Raw genomic sequence first — 19,904 nt, 5'->3', positions numbered from 1 at the left:
GAATGCGCTACCGCAAGATGGGAAACCTCGGCTGGGAGGTCAGCGAGGTCGGATACGGCATGTGGGGCATCGGCGGCGGCCCCGGCGGCTTCACCGGCTGGGACTACGACGTCGCCCCCCGGTGCCTCGACGAGGCCGTCGAACTGGGCTGCACCTTCTTCGACACCGCCTGGGTCTACGGCCGCGGCGTCAGCGAGCAGCTGCTCGGCGCGCTGCTGCGCCGCCACTCCGGCCACCGGCTGTACGTGGCCACGAAGATCCCGCCGAAGAACCGCGAATGGCCCCCGCGCCCGGACGACACCCTCGACGACGCCTACCCCGCCGAGCACATCCGCGAGTACACCCATCGCAGCCTGGAGAACCTGGGCGTCTCGCGCATCGACCTCATGCAGTTCCACACCTGGGAGGACCGCTGGGCCCGCGACGAGCGGTGGCAGGAGGCGATCAGGGACCTCAAGAGCGAGGGCCTGATCGACGCGGTCGGCATCAGCGTCAACCGGTGGGAGCCGGCCAACTGCCTCGCCGCGCTCGACACCGGCCTGATCGACGTCATCCAGGTGATCTACAACATCTTCGACCAGGCGCCCGAGGACGAGCTGTTCGACCGGGCGCTGCGCGAGGGCGTGGGCATCATCGCCCGGGTGCCGTTCGACGAGGGCACCCTCACGGGCACACTGACCGCGGACAGCACGTGGCCGGAGGAGGACTGGCGCAGCACGTACTTCGGGCCGGAGAACCTGGGGCCGAGCGTCGAGCGGGCCGAACGGCTCAAGGCGGCGCTCCCGGAGGGGCTCTCGCTGCCGGAGGTCGCGCTGCGGTTCGTGCTGCACCACCCGGCGGTCAGCACGGTGATCCCGGGGATGCGCAGGCCGGCGCACGTGCGGGCCAACCTCGGCGTCTCCGACGGGCGGCCGCTCGACCCTGACCTGCTGAGCGAGCTGCGGCGGCACCGCTGGGACCGGGTGCCGGCGTGGTGGTCGGGGTGAGCGGGCCGCTGGTCGCCATGTGGGCGCACTCGCGCTCGGCCTCGACGGCGTTCCTGCGCATGATGATCGAGCGGGGCGACGTGGCCGTCCTGCACGAGCCGTTCCTGGCGCTGACCGAGGAGGGCTCGCTGACGCTGCCCGCGCCGGACGGCGGCCAGGTGACGGCCCGCTCGGAGAAGGACCTGCTGGTCCGGCTGGCCGAGCTGGCGCGGGCGCGGCCGGTGTTCGTCAAGGAGGTGCTCGACTACGAGTACCCGCACCTGTTCAAGCATCCGGAAGACCTGGCGGGGATCGTGCACACGTTCATCGTGCGCGACCCGCGGCCGACCATCGCCTCGCACTACGCGATCAAACCGGCGGTGACCTGCGACGAGATCGGCTACGAGCGGCTGTTCCTGCTGCACGAGCTGGTCCGGGAGGCGACCGGCCGGCGGCCGCTGGTGATCCGCACCGAACGGCTGATCCGCGAGCCGGCGGCGGTCGTCGAGGAGTTCTGCGCCTACACCGGCCTGCCCTTCCTGCCCGGCTCGCTCAGCTGGGCCGCCGGCGACCGCCCGGAGTGGGGGCGGACCCGCCGCTGGCACCTGGACGCGAGCGGCAGCGCCGGGTTCGAGGACCGCGGCAACGTCTACGCCGCCACCGTGGACAACCATCCGGCCCTGCGGGCCTTCTACGACCACCACCTCCCCTTCTACCAGCGCCTCGTCCAGGACGAATAGGGAGCATCCATGTCAGAGTCACCGGGCCGGCTGTTCGCGCGGGCCTACGCCGAGGACCCCGGCCACGCGGAAGTGACCTTCGACTACACCATCACCGAGGCGCACGAGCCGACCAAGGACCGGCCCCGCCTGACCGTGCGCAACCTGCTCAAGGTCGTCCCCGTCGAGGGCGACCGGGCCCGGTTCTGGACGGAGTCGCCGCCCGGCGAGGACGAGCGGCGGTCGGTGCGCGACTCGGACGTGCGCCGCGAGGCGGCCTTCAGGTTCGGCATGTCGGAGGCCAAGGTGCATCCGATCCGGGCGTGGGTGCAGATCCCCGACGGCCTGGCCGCCGACCCGGACGCCCTGGCCACCTTCCTCGACTACCGCCTGCTGGTGCGGCTGGCCACGGCCGAGAACCTGGCCCTGACCACCGCCCTGCTCGGCCATCCGGAGATCGCCCGCCTGCCGTACGACGACTACGTCCACGGCGTGCTGTCGGCGTGCGACGAGGTCGAGCAGTCGGGCGCGACCCCGCACGCGATGATCGTCAACCCGCGCGACTACTATCACCGGCTGATCGGCCGCGGCGGGCTGCTGGCCGAGCTGGCCGAGGGCAACGGCATGAAGGTCAGCCGCAACCGGTGGGTCGCCCCCGGGGACGCCCTGGTCGGCGACATCTCCGTGGCGGCCAGGCTGCTGGACGCGGGCCGCTCGGTGATCCGGGTGGCCGAGCCGCCGCCCGGCACGTTCGCCCGGCCGGGCGTGGCCGTCTGCGCGGAGGTGTACGAGGGCGTCGCGGTGCATCTGCCGGGGTTGTTCTACCTGGTCACCCCTGCCGGGGAAAACACCGTATTTCCCACTTCATAGCAATCGAGTAGAACGAGAACGACGAAAGGCGGTGACCGTGTCGGACACGAGCCAGGAATACCGGCGCAATGGTTGGTGGCGCGACGAGACCTTTCTGGACGACTTACGCCGCAACACAGGTGCGTCTCCCGACAAGGCAGCACTGATCAGCCGGCGCGTCGCCGACGGTGTCACCGACGTCGTCACCTACGCCGAGCTGGGCGCGATGACCGACCGCATCGCGCACGGCCTGGTCCGGCTGGGCGTGCGGCCGGGCGACTTCGTCGCCATCCAGCTCCCCAACCGCAGGGAGACGCTGCCCCTCGCGCTGGCGTGCATGAAGGTCGGCGCGCGCATCGCCCCGCAGATGCCCATCTACCGGCACCGCGAGCTGGACTTCATGATCCGGCTGACCGAGGCGAAGCTGTTCGTCACCACGAGCCGGATCGGCCACCTGGACACGGCCGAGACGGGGATGACCCTGGCCCGGGAGATCCCGAGTTTGGAGCACGTGATCGTCGTCGGCGGCGACGGCCCGCCCGGCTCGCTCGACTTCGACGAGCTCCTGCTCAACCCGGAACCGGGCGACCCGGCCGACATCGAGGGCCGCGAGCTGGGCCCCGACGACCCGTTCCTCATCCTGTTCACCTCGGGCACGACCGGCGAGCCCAAGGGCGCGCTGCACAGCCAGAACACCCTGTACGCCGACATCAAGGGCTACGCGGAGGCGTTCGGGCTGGACCCGAGCCTGGTCATCATGACGGCCCAGACGTCGATGCACTACGTCGGGCTGGTGATGGCGTACCTGACGGCGCTGACGCTGGGCGGCACCGCGGTCACGGCCGACGCCTGGGATCCAGGCGTCTACCTCGACCTGATGTCCGACCACGACGTCACCATGTACTACGGCTCGCCGCCGTTCGCCCGGGAGATCAGCGAGGAGCAGGCGGCCCGGCCGCGCGAGCTGCCCAGCCTGAGCGTCTTCGTCTCCGGCTCGGCCCCCGTCCCGCCGCACCTGGTGGAACGGGTCACCGAGACGCTGGGCGTGCGCGTGTACGCGCTGTGGGGCATGACCGAGAACGGCGGCGTCACCATGACCCGCCCGCAGGACCCGCCCGAGCGGGCCGGCGAGAGCGACGGCACGGTCATCTCCGGCATGGAGGTGCGCATCGTCGACGAGGAGAACAAACCGGTCGAGAAGGGCGAGATCGGCGCGCTTCAGGTACGCGGCGCGGCCCAGTGCCTCGGCTACTACCTGCGCGACGAGATCTACGCCAAGTCGATCACCCCGGACGGCTGGTTCGACACCGGCGACCTGGCCCGCGACGACGGCTACGGCGGCGTGCGCATCTCCGGCAGGACCAAGGACGTCATCATCGCCAACATGTGCCTCAAGCTGCCGGTCAGCGACATCGAGGCGCTGCTCGGACGGCATCCGGCGATCCGCGACATCGCCCTCATCGGCATCCCGGACCCGGCGCTGGTCGAGCAGGTGTGCGCCGTCGTCACGCCGTCGGGCGAGCCGCCCGCGCTGGAGGAGTTGCGCGCCTACCTCAAGGAGGCCGGCGTGAACGACTGGTTCTGGCCCGAACGCCTGGAGATCGTCGAGGAGATGCCGCGGACCGTCACCGGCAAGATCCGCAAGGTCGAGCTGCGGGAGCGGTTCGGCGCGGCGTCGGACTGAGGTGGCCGGTTCACGGGCGCTCCCGCTGGCCGTCCTGTGCGGGAGCGCCTTCCTCGGTGCGATCGACGTGCAGCTCGCGAACATCGCCTTCCCCGACATCATGCTCAGCTTCCCGCGCAGCAGCCTGCCCCAGCTGTCGTGGGTGTTCAACGGCTACGCGATCGTGTTCACCGCGGCGCTGCTGCCGGCCGGCGGCCTGGCCGACCGGTTCGGCGCGCGGCGGGTGTTCCTGACCGGCCTCGCGGTGTTCGTGGTCGGCGCCGCCCTGTGCGCGGTCGCGCCGTCGGCCGGCGCGCTGATCGCCGCCCGGGTCGTGCAGGGCGTGGGCGGCGGGGTGATCACGCCGCTGACGCTCGCGCTGATCCTGCCGTACTACCCGCCGGAACGCCGGGGCACGGCGATCGGGCTGTGGAGCGCGGCGCAGTCGGTGGCGACGGCGTCGGGGCCGTCGCTGGGCGGCATGCTGGTCGGCGTCTGGGACTGGCGGACGGTGTTCTTCCTGCACCTGCCGGTCGGGGCGGCCGTGCTGGCGGGCGCCTGGCGGATCGTGCCCAAGCGGGCGGGCGAGGCGGCCACGTCCCGGCTGCCGGACATCGCCGGGCTGCTGCTGCTGGTGGGGGCCATCGGGCTGCCCTCGCTGGCGATCGTGCAGAGCGACGCGTGGGGGCCGGGCAGCCCCGGCACGATCGCGGCGCTGGTCGCGGGCGTCGTCGTGGCCGTGCTGTTCGTCCGGCGGGCGCGCACGCATCCCGCGCCGATCGTGGACCTGGGCGCGCTGCGGGCGCGCGGCACGCAGCGGGCCAACCTCGCGATGTTCCTGGTCGGGCTGGTGATGTTCGCGCTGCCGCTGGCCAACATCCTGTTCCTGACCGGGATCTGGGGCTACTCCGTGGCCGCCGCGGGGCTCGCCGTCACGCCGGGGGCGCTCGCCCAGGTGCTGACCGCGCCGCTGGCCGGGCGGCTGGCCGCCAGGACCGGCCATCGCCTGCTCGCCCTGTGCGGGGTGGCGCTGCTGGCCCTGTCCACGGCGTACCTGGCGTTCGCGACGGGGGACGCCCCGGCGTACCTGACGGTGGTGCTGCCCGCGGTGGTGCTGTCGGGGGTCGCGGTGGCCGTGCTGATCACGTCGCTGAGCGGCGCGGCGGTGGCCGAGATCCCGCCCGCACGGCTGGCCACCGGCACCGCCCTGTCGGTGACCTCGCGGGCCGTCGGGGCCGTCATCGGCGTCTCGGCGCTGGTGCTGGTGCTGTCGGGCGACCGGCTCGGGGTGGTCGAGGCGTACCAGGGGGTGTGGCTGACGATGCTCGGCCTGTGCGCGCCGGTCGCCGTCGCCGCCGCCGGCCTGCGCGCCCCGCGCGCCCCGCGCGCCGAACCGGCGGCGCGCAGCGCCTGAACGCGTACGGGCCCGCCTCCCCATCCCCGAGGCGGGCACGAACGGTCCGCGCCGCCTAGGACGCGCAGTCGAGCACGGCGCCCGCCCTCGGCGTCACCGTCCCGTAGTAGTGGACCTTCTCGCAGGGGACGGTGTTGCCGGAGACCACGACGTCGGTGATCGCGGCGGCGTCGCCCCGGATGCCGAGGGCGTCGCGCGTGCCGGTGCCGCTCACCTGGTTGCCGGTGATCTCGACGGTCTGCAGCGGGGCTCCCGCCACCGACTTCACGTAGATCCCGCCCTCGCACCCCTCGACCGTGTTGTCGGTGATGCGTACGTTCTGGGCGTTGACCGTGGCGATGCCGTCGTAGCGGGTGTTGCGCACGATGTTGCCCTGGATGCGCACGTTGGTGTGCCGGTGGGCGGGGTCGGAGGTGTGCGAGCCGGTGAACTGGCCCCAGCCGAGTTGTGAGCCCGAGGCGTCGCAGGTGTTGCCGGTCAGCAGGATGTCGGTGCACGGCGTCAGATCGCTCGCGCCGCCCCAGGTGTTGCCGCCGGCCGGCAGGTCGAGCTGGACCGCCTCGCCGTGCCACAGCCCCTGGGCGGGGTCGCGGATCCAGCCCATCAGGCTGCAGCCCCGGACCGTGCCGCGCCGTACGGCGTTGAGCTCGATGCCGTGCCACCACTTGACGTTCCACATGGTGACGTTCTCGATCAGCACGTCGGAGGCGTGGATCATGGTGATGCCGTTCATGGCGGGCGCCTGGTCGAGCACGCCGCGCTGGACGAAGTCCCACACCGGGTCCCAGCTGCCGCCGGTGACGGCGATGTTCGTGGCGCCGGAGTAGCCGCCGGCGGTCGCGCTCACGGCGTTGAGGACCATCGTGTGCTTGACGCCCGTGGCGGGGAAGCGGGCCACGATCCTGACGTCCGTGGCGTCCAGATGGGTGTTGCTGTGCACGATGAGCGGTTCGGTGAGCAGGTAGGTGGCCTTGGGCACCTTGGCGATGTACCGGCCGGCGGCGTCCTTGGCGCCCTTGCCGTCCCTGGCGGCGTTGAGGAGCTTCTGGATCTCCGAGCCGCTGACGTAGGCGACCGAGGCCGACGCCTGCGCCCGTGCCGGTGTGACGAGCGGGCGACCGGCCAGCAGGGCCGCCGCGCCCCCGAGTAACGTCCTTCTGGTGATCATGGTCTTGAACTGTCCACGCCGGGCGCGGGGGTGTCAAGAGAGGGGTCAGTCGGGGGCGTAGGCCAGGACGTGGTCGTGCAGCAGACGGCCGGCCCGCGGGTCGTCGCGCTCGAACGCCTCCACGAGCGGCTCGTGGTCGGCCGCGTTCTCGTGCGGGCGCATCCGGAACAGCCGGATCGACACGTGCGTCCAGACCTCGACGCCGAGCGACTCCCACACCGACACCAGCAGCGCGTTGCCGGACGCCGCAACGATCTCCCGGTGGAAGGCCACGCCGTGGCGCACCTGGTCGTCGAGGGAGCCGGCGGCCGCGGCCGCGTGCAGGCGGGCCACGTGGGCGCGCAGCGCGGCCACCGGCGGCCGGCCGAGGCGGGTGGCCGTCTCCTCCAGCCCGGCCCGGACCTGGTAGACCTCGCGCAGGTCGTCGAGGGTGAAGCCGCGCACCCGGGCGCCGCGGTGGGGCGCCGACTCGACCAGCCGGAGCGCCTCCAGCTCGCGCAGCGCCTCGCGGACGGGGGCCTGGCTGACCTGGAGCTCGGCGGCCAGGCGGCGCTCGACGATACGCTCGCCGGGCTCCCAGCGGCCGCTGATCAGGCCGTCGAGCAGCACTTTCCTGATCTCCTCGCGCAACGGCGGCCGCACCACGGGCTCCACAGATAATCCTTTCATCGGATGATCGATCATATGGTGTTTAATGGAAGCATGGAGAAAGACCTGGATCCACAGGAGACCGCCGAATGGCTCGAATCGCTTGAGGCGGTCCGGCGGGCGGCCGGTCCCGATCGGGCCGATTACCTGCTGCGCAGGCTCGCCACGAGCACGCGCTATCTCAACACGGTGCCCACCGCCGAGGAGCCCGCCTACCCCGGCGACCTGGAGCTCGAAGAACGCGTCGCGGCCTACGACCGATGGAACGCCGCCGTCATGGTCAGCCGGGGCAGCAAGCTCGGCCTCGGCGGCCACCTGGCCACCTACGCCTCGGCCGCCTGGCTGTACGAGGTCGGCTTCAACCACTTCTTCCACGGCACGGACGACCAGGTCTTCTTCCAGGGGCACGCCTCCCCCGGCGTCTACGCGCGGGCCTTCCTCGAAGGGCGCCTGAGCGAGGAGCAGCTCGACCTGTTCCGGCGCGAGACGCAGGGCGGGCTGCCGTCGTACCCGCACCCGAGGGCGATGTCGGGCTTCTGGCAGTTCCCGACGGTATCGATGGGCATCGGCCCGCTCAACGCGGTCTACCAGGCGCGCTTCAACCGCTACCTGCACAACCGCGGCATCAAGGACACCTCGCACAGCCATGTCTGGGCCTTCCTGGGTGACGGCGAGATGGACGAGCCGGAGTCCACCGCGGCGCTGACGCTGGCCGCCAGGGAGGGGCTGGACAACCTCACCTTCGTGATCAACTGTAACCTCCAGCGGCTCGACGGCCCGGTACGCGGCAACACCCGGATCGTGCAGGAGCTGGAGAGCGTCTTCCGGGGGGCGGGCTGGCACGTCGTCAAGGCGCTGTGGGGCGCCGAGTGGGACGGCCTGCTCGGCTCCGACGAGCTCGTGGCCAGGCTCGGCGAGGTGCCGGACGGCCAGTTCCAGACATTCGCCGCCGCCGACGGCGCCTACATCAGGCAGCACCTGTTCCAGGGGCTCGACGTGCCGTACTCCGACGACGACCTGCGGCGCATCGTCGGCGGCTCGCGGGCCGGGCACGAGCCGCGCAAGGTGTACGCCGCCTACCACCGGGCGCTGCAGAACCGCGGCGCGCCCACCGTGGTCCTCGTGCAGACGGTCAAGGGCTGGACGCTGGGCGCGGGCGTCGAGGCGCGCAACGCCAACCACCAGATGAAGAAGCTCACGCTCGACGAGTTCCGCGTCATGCGCGACCGGCTCGGCCTGCCGGTCCCCGACTCGGCGCTGGCCGGGGAGCTGCCGCCGTACCTGCACCCGGGGCCCGGCTCGGCCGAGGCCGAGTACGTCGCCGAGCGCCGCCGGGAGCTGGGCGGCCCGATCCCCCGCCGCACGGTCGCCGGCCGGCCGCTGCCGCAGCCGGGCGAGCGGCCGTTCGCGGCCCTGGCCAAGGGCTCGACGCAGCCGATCGCCACCACGATGGCGTTCGTCCGGCTGGTCAAGGACCTGATGAAGGAGCCGGAGACCGGGCGGCGCTGGGTGCCGATCGTGCCCGACGAGGCCAGGACGTTCGGCATGGAGTCGCTGTTCCCCACGGCGAAGATCTACTCGCCGCTCGGCCAGCGGTACGAGTCCGTCGACCGGGAGCTGCTGCTGGCGTACAAGGAGGCGGTGGACGGGCAGATCCTCATCGAGGGCATCACCGAGGCCGGCTCGATGGCCTCCTTCACCGCGGCCGCCACCAGCTACGCCACCCACGGCGAGCCGATGGTGCCGTTCTACATCTTCTACTCGATGTTCGGCTGGCAGCGGACCGGCGACCAGATGTGGGCCCTGGCCGACCAGCTCGGCCGCGGCTTCCTGCTCGGCGCGACCGCCGGCCGCACCACCATGACGGGCGAGGGCCTGCAGCACGCCGACGGCCACTCCCAGCTCCTGGCCTCCGCCAACCCCGCCTGCCTGGCCTACGACCCGGCCTTCGCCTACGAGGTCGGCGTCATCGTCCGCGACGGGCTCAGGCGCATGTACGGCGAGGCCGCCGAGGACGTGTTCTACTACCTGACCCTCTACAACGAGCCGCTGCCCCAGCCCGCGATGCCCGAGGGCGTCGAGGAGGGCATCGTCAAGGGCATCTACCGCTACTCCGCCGGCGGCGGCGCCGCGCACCTGCTGGCCAGCGGCACCGCGATCCACTGGGCGCTGGAGGCCCAGCGGCTGCTGGCCGAGGAGTACGGGGTGGGCGTGGACGTCTGGTCGGTCACCTCGTGGAGCGAGCTGCGGCGCGAGGCCATGTCGGCGACCGGGGTGCCGTACCTGCGGCAGGCACTGGCCGGGACCGAGGGGCCGGTGATCGCGGTCAGCGACTGGATGCGGGCCGTGCCCGACCAGATCAGGCCGTGGATCGACCGGCCGTGGACCTCGCTCGGCACCGACGGGTTCGGGCTCTCCGACACCCGGGAGGCCGTGCGCAGGCACTTCGGGGTCGATCCGCGGTCGATCGCGGACGCCGTGCTGAAGGCGGTGGAGGAGTAGCAGCGGGGGCGACTCGTCCCGGCGTAACCGTATTTATCGAGGAATCTCCCTAAGTTAGGGCCTGGTGCACCAACCGTGTTCTGCTGATCCCCGGGGGGAGACGGGTGAGAACACGGTTGCGCCGGTCGCTGCGTACGCGGCTGGCACTGCTCGCCGGCATCGCCATGCTGCTGCTGAACGTCGTCGTCAGCGGCTTCGTCATGTTCGGCATCCACGACGACGTCGCCGACGTGCGCGCCAGCGACGTGTCCGGCCGGGCCCTGCGCGTGCTCCTCATGGTCAAGCGCAACCAGCTGCCCCAGGTGCTGGAACCCCTCGGCCTCGACGGCATCCAGGTCGTCGACCCGGCCGGACGGGCCGTCGCCTGGACGCCCAACCTGGCCGGCGTCCCCCGCCAGACCGCCCACGTCCCCCGCGACCAGGCGAACTACGTCAGCAGGAGCTGCGACCTGCCGGCCTTCCCCGGCCGGTGCGAGCTCGTGGTCGCTTTGCGCGCCTTCCAGCCCGAGGGCACCTGGATCATCTACGCCTTCGACCCCGCGGTCCCCTGGTTCGTCAGCCCGCAGGTCGTGCTGTTCCAGATCGTGGTGTCGGCGCTGCTGGTCGGGCTGACCTTCTTCGGGGTGTCGCGGGTCGTGGCCAGGACGCTCGCCCCCGTCAGCAGCATCACCAAGAGGCTCGCCGAGATCACCGCGGACGGCGGCGGCCTGCGGGTGCCCGTCCCGGACACCGACGACGAGATCAGAGCCCTGGCCGAGACCGCCAACCAGACGCTGGAACGGCTGGAGACGGCGCGGGCCCGCCTGGAGGCCGCGATGGAGCAGCAGCGCAGGTTCGCCGGGGACGCCTCGCACGACCTGCGCAGCCCGATCACCGCCATGCGCGCGCAGGTCGAGGAGGCCATGCTGCATCCGGAGGAGACCGACTGGCGGGAGACCAGCACCCAGGTGCTGGCCAGCCTCGACCGGCTGCAGGCCATCGTCACCGACCTGCTCACGCTGACCAAGCTGGACGCCGGAGCGCCGAGCGAGCGTGAGCCGGTGGACCTGGGCGAGCTGGTGGCCGCCGAGACCGCCAGGCCGCGGGCCAAGCGCGTGGTCACCGGCCCGGACGAGGGCGTGGTGGTCATGGGCGACCGGCTGCAGCTCACCCGGCTGCTGACGAACCTGCTGGACAACGCCGAGCGGCACGCCGAGACGCAGGTCACCGTGACCGTCCGGCAGGAGGGCGGCCGGGCCGTGCTGGAGGTCCTGGACGACGGCGGAGGCATCGAACGGGCCCAGCGCGAGCTCGTCTTCCAGCGCTTCATCCGCCTGGACGACTCCCGCAACCGCGACGCCGGCGGCACGGGTCTCGGGCTGCCGATCGCCCGCGAGATCGCGACCGCGCACCACGGCACGCTGACCATCGAGGACTCCCCCAAGGGCGCCCGCTTCGTCCTCCGCCTCCCCCTCGCCTGACGGGGTGCGGGGCCGCGGGGTTCTGGTGCCTGCCGGGGCCGCGGGGTTCTAGTGCTTGCCGTGGCCGCGGGCCAGGCCCTTGCCGTGCTTGGCCTTGGCGGCCTGATGGCCGACCTTCCGCCCCTTTCCCGAGCCGTCGCCGGACGTGGCGCCGGACCTGGCGCCGGTCACGGCGGGCCGCTGGGCCGGCGGCTGGGCGAGGGGCTGGGCGGGCGGACGGCGGCGGGAGCCGCTCTGCTCGGCCGCGCGGTCGGAACCGCCCTCCGAGGTGCGGTCGCGCGCGACGGCCACGGCGTGCATGACGCCCTCGTGCTCGGTGGCCTCATTCGGCGCCGGGTCGGCGTAGGAGGGCGTGCGGGGGCTGGCGGGCGGGCCGCCGTCGCCGTTCCATGACGTCGTGAGGAGCACGCTGGTGACGAGCGCGGCCACGGCGGTGAGCTGCCGCCAGCGCTGCGGCCTGCCCGGCTGCGGGATAGACACCGAGAACGGCAGCAGCTCGCGGTGCGCGCGAAGCCCGCGCGCGGCGTCGGGCATGGTCCGGCGCACGGCGTGGTTCCGCTCGCCGGTCCTGCGTACCGCGCGGTCCCACCCCGGGATCCGCCGCCTGGCGTCCGGCCGCACCCCTGCGACGGCCCCCACGTCCCGGACGCCCACCGGAACGGGATCGGCCTCCGGGACGGGATCGGCTTCCAGGGCGGGGGCGGGAACGGCTTCCGGAGCGGGGGCCGGGGGGAAGAGGGTGGGAGGAAGGAGGTCGCCGGTGTTGGGCAGGGGGGTGGCCAGGGGGATGGCGGCGGTGTCGTGGGGTTCCTCGTCGCGCAGCGCGGCCACCCGGGTCAGGCGCCGCCGGGCCTCCTCGCCGTCGATCCGGCGGGCGGGGTCCTTGGTCAGGAGACCGGCGATGACCGGCGCGAGCGGCCCGGCCAGGTGGAACGGCGCGGGCTCGGAGGTGAGCACCGCGGTCAGTGCGGCCAGATGGCCGCTGTGCGGGAAGGGCGACTGGCCCTCGACGGCCGCGTACAGGGTGGCGCCGAGGGACCACAGGTCGGCCTGCGGGGTCGCGTGGCCGCCGCGCAGGCGTTCCGGGGCGATGTACGCGGGCGTGCCCACCACCATGCCCGACTGGGTGATGTTGGCCTGGTCGTCGAGGGTGGTGGCCAGGCCGAAGTCGGTGAGCAGGGCGTGCCGGTCGCCGTTCAGCAGGATGTTGCCGGGCTTGACGTCGCGGTGCACGATGCCGTCGGCGTGCGCCGCGCTCAGCGCCTCCAGCACCTGCAGCCCGAGGCGCGCGGCGTCGGGCGGGGACAGCGGCCCGCGTTCGGCGATCACGTCGGCGAGGCTGCGCGAGGGCACGAGCTGGAGCACGATCCACGGCCGTTCGTCGGCCACCACCACGTCGTAGACGGCGGCGATGTGCGGGTGGCTCAGCCGGGCGGCCAGCCGCGCCTCCCGCATCGTCCGGCCGAGCAGCCGTTCCCGCTCGGTCCCCAGCGTGTGCCCGAGGGTGACCTCCTTGACCGCGACCTGCCGGTCGAGCAGCTCGTCGTGGGCCTGCCAGACCCGGCCCATGCCACCGCGGCCCAGCTCGGACAGCAGCCGGTAGCGTCCGGCCAGCAACCAGCCCGCACAGTGCGAAAGTGACATGCCGCCCTGCCTACCCGATCATCCCGCCCTCATGCAACGGCCGCACAGGCTTCGAGTCGATCCTGTGAGGAGGGCGGGCGCGGGGTCACCCGTTCGTGGGGAAGCCGAGGTTCACGCCACCGTGGGACGGGTCCAGCCAGCGCGAGGTCACCACCTTGCCCCGCGTGTAGAAATGCACCCCCTCGGCGCCGTGCACATGCGTGTCACCGAACAACGACGACTTCCACCCGCCGAAACTGTAGAACGCCATCGGCACCGGGATCGGCACGTTGATCCCGACCATCCCCACCTCGACCTCGTTCTGGAACCGACGCGCCGCGCCCCCGTCATTGGTGAAGATCGCCGTACCGTTGCCGTACACACCCTCGTTGATCACCCGCAGGCCCTCCTCATACGAAGACACCCGCACCACCGACAACACCGGACCGAAGATCTCCTCGGTGTGCGTCCGCGACCCCACCGGCACCTGATCCAGCACCGTCGGCCCCAACCAGAACCCCCCGCCCCGGCCACCCAGCACCTCGGTCTCCCGACCGTCCACCACGAGCTTGGCCCCCTCGGCAACACCCAGATCCAGATAGGAGGCCACCTTGTCCCGATGCGCCGCCGTCACCAGCGGCCCCATCTCCGACCGCGGATCATCACCCGGCCCCACCACCAACCGGCCCACCCGCTCCACGATCTTGCCGACCAGCTCATCCCCCACCGGATCCACCGCCAGCACGACCGAGATCGCCATACACCGCTCACCCGCCGACCCGAACCCCGCCGACACCGCAGCATCAGCCACCAGATCCAGATCCGCGTCCGGCAGCACCAGCATGTGGTTCTTGGCCCCGCCCAGCGCCTGCACCCGCTTACCGTGCGCACTGCCCCTCTCGTACACGTACCGGGCGATCGGCGTCGAACCCACGAACGACACCGCCGCCACATCCGGATGCTCCAGCAGCCGGTCCACCGCCACCTTGTCGCCCTGCACCACCGAGAACACCCCGCCGGGCAGCCCCGCCTCCTGCCACAACCGCGCCATCAGCAACGACGCCGACGGATCCCGCTCCGACGGCTTCAACACGAACGCGTTCCCACACGCGATCGCCACCGGGAACATCCACATCGGCACCATCGCCGGGAAGTTGAACGGCGTGATCCCCGCCACCACCCCCAACGGCTGCCGCATCGAATACGAATCCACCCGAGTCGAGACACCCTCGGAGAAACCACCCCTGAGCAGATACGGAATCCCGCACGCGAACTCCACCACCTCCAGCCCGCGCGCCACCTCCCCCAACGCGTCCGCATGCACCTTGCCATGCTCGGCCGAGATCAACCCGGCCAGCTCGTCACGATGGGCGTACATCAGCTCACGGAACCGGAACAGGACCCGGCCGCGCTTGATCAGCGAGGAGTCCCGCCACGCCGGGAAGGCCGCCACCGCGGCGGCCACCGCCGCGTCCACCTCGGCCACCGACGCCAGCGCCACGTGACCGCTGACCTCGCCCGTGGCGGGGTTGAAGATCTCCGCCGTCCGGTCGCCGCCGTCCGTCAGGGCGCCGTTGATCCAGTGCTTGACCGACTTCACCGTTCTCCCTCTCCCAGTGCCAGTTCCACCGCGTCCACGAGCGCGCCCTCGGCGCAGGGACGCGAGACCACGTCCGCGGCCGACAGGACGTCGGGATGGCCGTCGCCGACCGCGATGCCCAGGCCGGCGGCCTGGATCATGTCGATGTCGTTGGGGTTGTCGCCGATGGCGGCGACCTGCTCCAGCGGCACTCCCCGGGCCTTCGCCAGCTCGCGCAGGGCGCTGCCCTTGGTCGCCCCCTCCGGCAGCACCTCCAGGTACGTCGCCTCCGACCGGACGGTGACCGTGCCCGCGATGTCCAGGTCCGGCAGGCGGTCGCCGATCAGCATGCACTTGGTGATCCCGTCGGGGAGCAGCGCCGCCCAGTCGCCGGGGTCGCGCAGGGTGATGCCGTCCCGCCGGGCGTAGTCCCGCAGTTCCGGGACGTCGTCCACGGCCAGCGCCTCCCCGCCGGAGAACGCCACCGGGTACACGCCCGCGGGCAGCTCGCCGAACAGGCCGAGCAGCGTCTTCCAGGCGGTGGCGGGCAGGTGGCGGGAGCGCAGCACCTCGCCGGTCGCCAGGTTCACGGTGCGGGCGCCGTTGTAGAGGATGGCCGGGCCGTCCAGGCCCAGCTCGTCGTAGTAGGGGCGGGCCGAGCGTTCCATGCGGCCGGTGGCGATGACGACCTCGCCGCCCGCGGCCCGGTAGCGGCGCAGCGCGTCCCGGGCGGCGGGCACCATGGCCAGGTCGCGCCCGACGAGCGTGCCGTCGAGGTCGGTCACGATCCAGCGGATCACGTCGCGCTCCCCGCCCCGGCGACGCCGGCGGCCCCGGCGGCCACGTCGGCCAGCACCGAGGAGGCCAGGTCGAAGCCGCCGACGCAGGCCAGGTAGCCGCCCGGCTCGAAGACGCTGCCCGACAGCGGGATGTAGACGCCGCCGGCCTGCCTGACCAGCAGGGATCCGGCCGCGACGTCCCAGGCGTTGACGCGGGTGCCGTACGCGACGTCGGACCAGCCGGCGGCGACGTGGGCGAGCTTGAGCGCGGCGCTGCCCGGACGGCGGATGGTGGCGAACGACTGGGTCATCCTGGAGAAGCGGCGCAGCGCGCCCTCCTCGTCCTCGGCCAGGTCGCGCGGCGTGGGATAGCTGGACAGCAGGACCGCCTCGCGGTCGGCGCGGGCGCCCGCGCTGCGCAGCGGCTCGCCGTTGCAGACGGCCCCGCCGAGCCAGGCGGTGAACTCGTCGTCGCGCACCGGGTCGTAGATCACTCCTGCCACCACCTCGCCGTCCACGGCGGCGGCGATCGAGGTGCAGAAGAACGGCAGGCCGACGGCGAAGTTGGCGGTGCCGTCGATGGGGTCGACGTACCAGCTGATGGCGCCCTGTCCCCTGGTGCCGCCCTCCTCGCCCACCACGACGCTGTCGGGGCAGAGCCGGTCGAGCACCTCGCGGATGCCCTCCTCGGCCGCCTTGTCGTGCTCGGTCACCGGGTCGTGGAAGTCGCGCTTGGTCTGGATCTCCGGACGCGAGCGGAAGGCGCCGCGCAGCCGGTCGCCGACCGCCCTGGCCGCCTCGGCCGCGATGGCGGCCAGCTCGCGAGAGGTGTTCACGTCCATGTCTCCTCCAGGAGGGTCAGCAGGGCGCGGGGGTCCTCGACCGTGGCCTGAGGGCTCTGCCGCACCCGGTACGGGATCTTGTCGGTGCTCGCGGATACCATCAGGACGGTCGCCCCCGCCCCGGCCCGGGCGCCGCAGATCACGTCCCGGTCGTAGTTGTCGCCGACGTACCAGGCGTCGGCCGGGTCCACGCCGAGGGCGCGGCAGGCGAGCAGGATCATCTCGGGGTTCGGCTTGCGCACGCCGACCTCGTCGCTGTAGACCTGCGCGGCGAACAGGTGCTCCAGCCCGCTCCCCGCCAGGTAGTCGCGGTGCACGGCCCCGCACAGCGCGTTGCTGACGACGGCGGGGACGACGCCGTTGCGCAGGCAGGCGTTCAGCAGCTCCGCCATGCCGGTGCGCAGCTTCCGGTCGCTGCGCAGCTCGCCCATGCGCTTGCACAGGGGCGTCGCCTCGACGGTGACCAGCGTGCGGGCCTGCTCGGGCCAGTCGGTGGCGACGAACTCGGCCCAGAACCGGCGGTGGGTCATCTCCTCGGGCGCGAACTGCCGGGACGTGGAGTCCTTCCAGTACTTGTCGGCCCGCGCCCCGGCCCGGATGTCGCTCTCGACGTCCTCGGCCGTCAGGCCGTCGAACCCGGTCCTGGCCAGCATGGCGTGCACCTCGGCGGCCAGCTCGGCGGCCCAGGACGGGCGTTTGGCGGTCTCGACGATCACGCCGCCGAAGTCCAGGAGCAGCGCCTTGGGGCGGATCACGCGGTCACCTCCGCCCGGTCCCAGGAGGAGATGCGGGCGCCGTCCGCGCCGAACAGGTGGAGCTGCTCGGTCCAGCAGGGCAGCACGTCGCCGGGCACGGCCCGCACCGGCGTGTACGACAGGGCGAACAGCTCGGTGTCCAGGACGCGCAGCCGTACCGTCCAGGAGGAGCCGGCCGGCAGCACGGCCTCGACCAGCGCCTCCTCGCTCCAGGCGGCGGCGGGCGGCGCGCCGAGCCGCAGCGCCTCGGGCCGGATGCCGACGGCGGACGGGGTGACCCCCGAGCCGCGCGCCTCGACGAACCGCAGCAGGGATCCGGCCAGCCCGCCGGGCGCCGGTCCGGTGTCCACGATGGCCATCGGCGGGCTGCCGACGAACTCGGCGACGAACCGGTTGGCGGGCCGCTCGTACATCTCCATGGGCGCGGCGAGCTGCTGCAGCTCGCCCTCGTTCATGACGGCGACGTCGGTGGCCATGGTGAGGGCTTCGAGCTGGTCGTGGGTGACGAAGACGATCGTCGCGCCGGACTCCTCGTGGATGCGCTTGAGCTCGGCCCGCATCTCCAGCCGCAGCCGGGCGTCGAGGTTGGACAGCGGCTCGTCCAGCAGCAGCACGGACGGGTTGACCGCGAGCATCCTGGCCAGGGCGACGCGCTGCTGCTGGCCGCCGGACAGCTGGGAGGGGTAGCGGTCCATGGCGGCGTCGACGTGCACCATCTTCAGCGCCGCCTCGGCCCGCGCGCGCCGCTCGGGGCCCGGGACCTTGCGCATGCGCAGCCCGAACTCCACGTTGTCGCGCACGGACAGGTGCGGCCAGAGCGCGTAGTTCTGGAACACCAGCCCCATCGCCCGCTTCTCGGGCGGGACGTAGACCCCCTGCTCGACGGAGTCCAGGACGCGCTCGCCGACGGCGATGCTGCCCGCGGTGGGCTGTTCGAGGCCGGCGATCATGCGCAACGTGGTGGTCTTGCCGCAGCCGGAGGGGCCGAGCAGGCACATGAAGGCGCCGTCGGGGACCACGAGGTCGAGGTTCTTCACCGCGTAGTCGCCGCCGCCGTAGCTCTTGGAGACTGCGCTCAAGGTGATGTTCGGCATCTATCCTCCTAGGCCGGACGCCAGGCTGCTCTTGGTCAGCCGCTGGGTCAGGGAAGTCATGGTGAAGGAGAGCAAAGCGATCATGAGGACGACGCCGTTGGCGAGCTGCGTGTATCCGTAGTCGACCAGGCCGATGGAGAGCGTCGTGAGAAGCTGGGTGCCGGTGGTGGTCAGCATCACGACGATGCTGAGCTCCTTCAGCCCCGAGATGAACGGCAACACGATCCCGGTGACCAGGGCGCCCTTCTGGATCGGGAAGATGATCCGCCGCATCCGGTGCCACCAGGAGGCCCCGGCGATCTGCGCGGCCTCCTCCGGCTCCCGGCCGAGCTGCATCATCGCCGCGATGCCCGAGCGCGAGCTGTACGGCAGGTGCGTCACGGCCATGACCAGGATCAGCAGGAACGTCGTCCCGTACAGCGCCGGGACGGGCCCGCGGGCGACGGCGAACAGCGACAGCGAGGCGGCGGCGAAGGCGATGCCGGGGATGAGGTACGGCAGGAACGACACCTGGCGCAGGAACCCGGCGATGCGCGGCGCGGTGCCGCGGACGACGACGTACCCGATGAGCAGGCCGGCGACCGCGCAGATCAGCGAGGCCAGGCCGACGATGCGCAGCGAGTTCCAGGCGGCCTGCCACAGCTCGGAGCCGCGCAGGATGCCGTGCGGGAACCCGACCGCGCCGGGCAGCCGGTCGGCGATCCAGTAGTCGAGCGTCAGGGTCGACAGGTCCAGCGGCGTGCGGGTGAGCGTGGACAGCAGCAGCGTGAGCACCGGGATCAGCACGCTGACCACGAAGACCACCGCGCCCAGCGCGAACGCGGGCCAGCGCCAGCCGCGCAGGTCGCCCAGCCGGTCCATCGCGCCCTTGCCGCCGACGGTGACGAACCTGCGTTGCTCGCGCATCAGCCGCATGTCGGTGAAGACGATCAGCACACCGATGATCACGATGACGGTGGCGAGCACGGAGGCCACGCCGGTGCTGCGGTCCCTGATCGACTGGAACAGCCCGGTGGACAGCACCTGGTAGTCGGCGGGCAGGCCGAGCACGTACGGGGTGCCGAACGTGCCGAGCACCCGCCCGACCACGAGCAGCACGGCCGAGGAGAGCGCGGGCAGCATCAGCGGCACCACGATCCGCCGCACGACGACGCGCCGCGGCGCGCCGAGGATCCGGGCCGAGTCCTCCAGCTGGACGTCGATCCGGCGCAACGCGTTGCCGACCAGCAGCAGCACGAACGGGTAGTAGTGCAGCCCGAGCGTGACGATGATCGGCAGCGGGCCGTAGGCCAGCCAGTCGGGGGTGCGCACGCCGGCCGACTCCAGGAAGCCCACCTGCCCGCCGGCCCGCTCGTTCTTGAACAGCGTCAGCCAGGCCAGCGAGAACGTCCACGACGGCAGCATGTACGGCACCACCAGCGCCCCGGCCAGCCACTTGCGGCCGGGCACGTTGGTCCGGGTCACCAGCCAGGCCATCCCGCCGCCGAGCAGCAGCGCGAACAGCACGGTGCCGACCGCGACGACCAGCGTGTTGACCAGCGGGCCCCAGAACAGCAGGCCGCTGATCTGGGAACGGAAGACCCGCCACAGGTAGTAGCCGGTCCACTCGCCCGGCTGCTGGCCGGCGTGCAGCTCGTCGCCGAACTGGAGGCGGAAGGCGTCCGACAGGACCGCGATCAGGGGGGCGACGACGAGGTAGGCGAGCAGGACGACGAGGATCAGGCCGAGCGCGGCGGTCGGGTCGTGCCGCAGGACCTGGAGGCGGTAGCGGATTCGGCGCCGTCTCGGCGGGCGAGGCGGCGGCTCCGTCTTGGTCAGAACAGCCATGGTCTTCCTTCGGGGGG

The 19,904-nt window shown here is 72.3% G+C and carries 16 protein-coding genes; 7 read left to right on the top strand and 9 right to left on the bottom strand.

Annotation, left to right across the window (positions count from 1 at the left end; translation table 11 throughout):
• Positions 1 to 2: 2 nt before the first annotated feature.
• The 5 genes from AB0J46_RS28250 to AB0J46_RS28230 are packed head-to-tail and all read left to right on the top strand — an operon-like array spanning position 3 to position 5,610.
• Complete coding sequence (locus AB0J46_RS28250) at positions 3 to 986, top strand: aldo/keto reductase (RefSeq protein WP_364337025.1); 984 nt, start codon at positions 3 to 5, stop codon at positions 984 to 986.
• The gene (locus AB0J46_RS28245; RefSeq protein ID WP_364337023.1) at positions 971 to 1,705 is read left to right on the top strand and encodes a sulfotransferase family protein; all 735 of its coding nucleotides are present in this window, start codon (positions 971 to 973) and stop codon (positions 1,703 to 1,705) included. Before AB0J46_RS28250 ends, AB0J46_RS28245 begins: the two co-directional genes overlap by 16 nt.
• A 9-nt stretch (positions 1,706 to 1,714) precedes the next feature.
• A complete protein-coding gene (locus AB0J46_RS28240; RefSeq protein ID WP_364337021.1) occupies positions 1,715 to 2,554 on the top strand; it encodes a family 3 encapsulin nanocompartment shell protein in 840 nt (279 codons plus the stop codon).
• Positions 2,555 to 2,591: 37 nt separating this feature from the next.
• A complete protein-coding gene (locus tag AB0J46_RS28235) occupies positions 2,592 to 4,217 on the top strand; it encodes an AMP-binding protein (protein ID WP_364337019.1) in 1,626 nt (541 codons plus the stop codon).
• Position 4,218: 1 nt separating this feature from the next.
• A complete protein-coding gene (locus AB0J46_RS28230; RefSeq protein ID WP_364337018.1) occupies positions 4,219 to 5,610 on the top strand; it encodes a DHA2 family efflux MFS transporter permease subunit in 1,392 nt (463 codons plus the stop codon).
• 55 nt (positions 5,611 to 5,665) lie between these two features.
• Here AB0J46_RS28230 and AB0J46_RS28225 read toward each other — a convergent pair whose 3' ends face one another.
• Both AB0J46_RS28225 and AB0J46_RS28220 read right to left on the bottom strand, forming a co-directional pair.
• Positions 5,666 to 6,778 (bottom strand): right-handed parallel beta-helix repeat-containing protein, encoded by a 1,113-nt coding sequence (locus AB0J46_RS28225; RefSeq protein ID WP_364337016.1) that lies wholly within the window; start codon positions 6,776 to 6,778, stop codon positions 5,666 to 5,668.
• Positions 6,779 to 6,823: 45 nt separating this feature from the next.
• A complete protein-coding gene (locus tag AB0J46_RS28220) occupies positions 6,824 to 7,447 on the bottom strand; it encodes a GntR family transcriptional regulator (RefSeq protein ID WP_364337014.1) in 624 nt (207 codons plus the stop codon).
• A gap of 33 nt (positions 7,448 to 7,480) precedes the next feature.
• Here AB0J46_RS28220 and aceE point away from each other — a divergent pair, with 33 nt between their 5' ends.
• Both aceE and AB0J46_RS28210 read left to right on the top strand, forming a co-directional pair.
• Positions 7,481 to 9,928 carry a pyruvate dehydrogenase (acetyl-transferring), homodimeric type gene (gene aceE / locus AB0J46_RS28215; protein ID WP_364337012.1) on the top strand — a complete coding sequence of 816 codons (2,448 nt, stop codon included), beginning with the start codon at positions 7,481 to 7,483 and terminating at the stop codon, positions 9,926 to 9,928.
• A gap of 104 nt (positions 9,929 to 10,032) precedes the next feature.
• On the top strand, positions 10,033 to 11,388 hold the full coding sequence (locus AB0J46_RS28210; protein ID WP_364337010.1) for a HAMP domain-containing sensor histidine kinase: 1,356 nt from the start codon (positions 10,033 to 10,035) through the stop codon (positions 11,386 to 11,388).
• Between the two features lie 48 nt (positions 11,389 to 11,436).
• Here the strand turns inward: AB0J46_RS28210 and AB0J46_RS28205 are convergent, their stop codons facing one another.
• From AB0J46_RS28205 to AB0J46_RS28175, 7 genes are all read right to left on the bottom strand, one after another.
• Positions 11,437 to 13,032 (bottom strand): serine/threonine-protein kinase, encoded by a 1,596-nt coding sequence (locus AB0J46_RS28205; RefSeq protein ID WP_364337008.1) that lies wholly within the window; start codon positions 13,030 to 13,032, stop codon positions 11,437 to 11,439.
• 85 nt (positions 13,033 to 13,117) lie between these two features.
• On the bottom strand, positions 13,118 to 14,611 hold the full coding sequence (locus tag AB0J46_RS28200; protein ID WP_364337006.1) for a CoA-acylating methylmalonate-semialdehyde dehydrogenase: 1,494 nt from the start codon (positions 14,609 to 14,611) through the stop codon (positions 13,118 to 13,120).
• Positions 14,608 to 15,390 carry a Cof-type HAD-IIB family hydrolase gene (locus tag AB0J46_RS28195; protein ID WP_364337004.1) on the bottom strand — a complete coding sequence of 261 codons (783 nt, stop codon included), beginning with the start codon at positions 15,388 to 15,390 and terminating at the stop codon, positions 14,608 to 14,610. The genes AB0J46_RS28200 and AB0J46_RS28195 overlap by 4 nt, the downstream gene beginning before the upstream one ends.
• Positions 15,387 to 16,211 (bottom strand): inositol monophosphatase, encoded by an 825-nt coding sequence (locus AB0J46_RS28190; protein ID WP_364337002.1) that lies wholly within the window; start codon positions 16,209 to 16,211, stop codon positions 15,387 to 15,389. The genes AB0J46_RS28195 and AB0J46_RS28190 overlap by 4 nt, the downstream gene beginning before the upstream one ends.
• Positions 16,202 to 16,966 (bottom strand): HAD-IA family hydrolase, encoded by a 765-nt coding sequence (locus AB0J46_RS28185; RefSeq protein ID WP_358292752.1) that lies wholly within the window; start codon positions 16,964 to 16,966, stop codon positions 16,202 to 16,204. The genes AB0J46_RS28190 and AB0J46_RS28185 overlap by 10 nt, the downstream gene beginning before the upstream one ends.
• Positions 16,963 to 18,060 carry an ABC transporter ATP-binding protein gene (locus tag AB0J46_RS28180; protein ID WP_364337000.1) on the bottom strand — a complete coding sequence of 366 codons (1,098 nt, stop codon included), beginning with the start codon at positions 18,058 to 18,060 and terminating at the stop codon, positions 16,963 to 16,965. Before AB0J46_RS28180 ends, AB0J46_RS28185 begins: the two co-directional genes overlap by 4 nt.
• Complete coding sequence (locus AB0J46_RS28175; RefSeq protein ID WP_358006466.1) at positions 18,061 to 19,887, bottom strand: iron ABC transporter permease; 1,827 nt, start codon at positions 19,885 to 19,887, stop codon at positions 18,061 to 18,063.
• Between the last annotated feature and the right edge of the window lie 17 nt (positions 19,888 to 19,904).

This window comes from Nonomuraea sp. NPDC049758, assembly GCF_040674635.1.
Classification (GTDB): Bacteria; Actinomycetota; Actinomycetes; order Streptosporangiales; family Streptosporangiaceae; genus Nonomuraea.
Note: the sequence above shows the minus strand (reverse complement) of the source record. Positions and strands in the feature narration are given on the sequence as shown.